Raw genomic sequence first — 2,001 nt, 5'->3', positions numbered from 1 at the left:
TCAGCATTTTGTTGAAGACCCGTTGTCAGCCAATTATATAGTTGTTCCTTTCTGTTCATTGTTTACATAGGTGTAGTCCTAAAATTGGCTATAACGTTTTGAAAATTTGCGCAGAAATGGCATTGCTTGCAGAAACTCTGTCGCACCGCAATTAACTAAATAATTAACGAAAAGCCTGAGTTGAACCACCGTCAGCCATTTTTGTGCAAATTTGCTGTTATAAGGCGTTTTTCTTTTTCTAAAGCTTTATAGAAAGTTCTAATTGTCCACCAAAACCAAGTTTAACGATTTTCTGAAGTGTAGAAATGCGAGCCTCTTTTATGTCATTCTCAATTTTAGAAATATAAGATTTGGTCGTTCCAACTTTTTCTGCAAGTTGTTCTTGTGTCATTCCCATTTCAATTCTTGTGTCATGGATTAAAACGCCAATTTTAAAATTTTCATAGCCAGCTTCAAGTTCGTCACGTTCGGTCGTTCCACGTTTACCATAATTTTTTTCTTTAAACTCTTCAAGAGTCATCAAGTCATTATTTTGTGTTTTCATATTCAGCTTTTATCTTAAGTGCCTGTTCGATTTCTTTCTTTGGTGTTTTCTGAGTTTTCTTTTGAAAGCCATGAGCCAGAATAACTAATTGTCCTTTGTCGAAAAAACAAAAAATGCGAAAAATATCATTTCCTGTTTGAACCCTGATTTCATAAAGCCCATTAGTGTTTTCTAAATGCTTTAAATATGTTTCAGGAACTCTTTGTAAATCTTCGACCAAATCAAAAGTCCAAACAATCTTGGCTTTTACTTTTTTAGACTGTTTGTTGAAAAAGTCTTGAAAGTAATTCTTAAAAAAGACGATTTTTCTATGTTTTTGATTTTGTCCCACGAAGTAAAGATAAATAAAGTTTACCTAAAGTGAAACATTTGGTTTAGATTTTTTCTGCGATTTGTCGAGTTAAAATGCCTTATAACGTTTTGAAAATTTGTGCAGAAATGGCATTGCTTGCACAACCTTCCTCGTACCGCACTAAATTAAGTAAATAACGGATGAATTGAAGTAAACCACCGTCAGCCATTTTTGCCCAAATTTGCTGTTATAGGCTGGGCTTCTTTTCATTACACATAAAATTTCATCTTTAAGTTAAAGCTGTAGTCGGTCAATACACTTTCAAGCTTTTGTCTTTTATTACTGCTGTTTGGCTCTTTTGGTGCAAGTTGACTTGTAAATTCTTTAATTGCATTCAATATTTTTTGCTTGTCGCTTTCTATAACCTCTTCTTTTTCTTTCTGACTTTTTTTCCTGTCCAAAGTCTCTTTTGCAATTTTTAAAACATCGTTGTCGTTATCGAACTGTTTAAAAAGGTCATCAATTAAAAGTTCAGGAATTATTTGTCGAGTTGCAAGGTCTGCCGATAAAAGTCCACGAATACAATAAAACGCAGTTTTGTAAGTGAACTTTTTTCCTGTTTCCATTAAGTTTATGTTTCCTTTAGCAAGTGAAATGTAATGATGAAACAAAGCCTTAAAATCAAAATTTGTAATTACATCTTGCCGAAAATTTGTCCAATCAGGAAGTTCATTGAAATAAATAATGTTTGCCCTTATCCACTCAAAAACAGTCGGATTACTCTTTAATAAAAGTCCAAACATTTTGTCGATGTCGTAGGAAACAAAGTCAAAGTCCCCGTCCATAACTTCTATAATGTCACGGTGCTTTTTGAAGTCAAAATATTGCTTTTTTGATTGAAGATGAAATCCACGAACATCATAGTCGCTGTCCGGGCTTGCTATTCCCCAAAGTCGGCTTCCGCTTTCTATATAGAAAAGTGGTATTTCGTCTATGTCTTTAAAAAGGTTGTCAATTTCTTGTCTCATTTTCTATGTTTATTCGTTCGTTAATTGTCATTGCCTTGCTTATAACGTTTTGGAAATTTGTGCAGAAATGGCATTACCTGCAGAACCATTGTCGCACCGCACCAAATTAAGTAAATAACTTATTAATTAACGTAAAC

3 protein-coding genes are annotated in these 2,001 nt (G+C 33.6%); all 3 read right to left on the bottom strand.

Going from position 1 to position 2,001, the window contains the following annotated elements; genetic code table 11:
* Positions 1–238: 238 nt before the first annotated feature.
* Positions 239–544: a helix-turn-helix domain-containing protein gene (locus ABIB40_RS20595; RefSeq protein ID WP_133263882.1), complete on the bottom strand. Its 306-nt coding sequence runs from the start codon at positions 542–544 to the stop codon at positions 239–241.
* Entirely contained in the window at positions 528–875 is a 348-nt protein-coding gene (locus tag ABIB40_RS20590) for a type II toxin-antitoxin system RelE/ParE family toxin (protein WP_133263881.1), read from the bottom strand. The genes ABIB40_RS20595 and ABIB40_RS20590 overlap by 17 nt, the downstream gene beginning before the upstream one ends.
* 230 nt (positions 876–1,105) lie before the next feature.
* Positions 1,106–1,864, bottom strand: coding sequence for a nucleotidyltransferase domain-containing protein (locus ABIB40_RS20585; protein WP_354361823.1), 759 nt, complete (start codon positions 1,862–1,864; stop codon positions 1,106–1,108).
* Positions 1,865–2,001: the final 137 nt, after the last annotated feature.

The organism is Pedobacter sp. UYP30 (assembly GCF_040547165.1).
Lineage (GTDB): Bacteria > Bacteroidota > Bacteroidia > Sphingobacteriales > Sphingobacteriaceae > Pedobacter.
This window is presented reverse-complemented; position numbering and strand designations above follow the sequence as displayed.

Bases quoted from the DNA above. Each gene is read 5' to 3' on its own strand.
- ABIB40_RS20595 (WP_133263882.1), bottom strand. From the start codon at position 544: ATGAAAACACAAAATAATGACTTGATGACTCTTGAAGAGTTTAAAGAA.
- ABIB40_RS20585 (WP_354361823.1), bottom strand. From the start codon at position 1,864: ATGAGACAAGAAATTGACAACCTTTTTAAAGACATAGACGAAATACCA.